A 365-nucleotide genomic window follows, 5' to 3' on the forward strand; every position below is an offset into this window, starting at 1 on the left:
GTTCCTCCCGGATCGCCTCGACGTGCGGGCCGTGCGAGGCGTAGTCCACGTCGATCCGACGCGCCCGCTCGTGCCCGGCGACCAGCTGCTCCAACGCGTTCGCATCGCCCGAAACCACCGTGGACGAAGGGCCGTTGAGCGCGGCGATGCCGATCCGGCCGCCGTACGGCTCCAGCAGCCGCTCCACCTCCTCGGCGGGCAGCGGCACCGACACCATGCCACCCCGCCCCGACAGCCCCAGCAGCGCCCGCGACCGCAGCGCGACGACCCGCGCGCCGTCCTCCAACGACAACGCACCCGCCACGCACGCCGCCGCGATCTCCCCCTGCGAATGCCCCACCACCGCCGCCGGCTCCACCCCGAAC

1 protein-coding gene is annotated in these 365 nt (G+C 74.8%); it reads right to left on the reverse strand.

All coding sequences use genetic code 11. From position 1 onward, the window contains the following. Window positions 1–365 (reverse strand): acyltransferase domain-containing protein (locus VM95_RS38150; protein ID WP_045706305.1); only part of this gene is annotated, 365 nt, incomplete at both ends.

The sequence above is a fragment of the Streptomyces rubellomurinus genome, from assembly GCF_000961885.1.
GTDB classification, from domain to species: Bacteria; Actinomycetota; Actinomycetes; order Streptomycetales; family Streptomycetaceae; genus Kitasatospora; species Kitasatospora rubellomurina.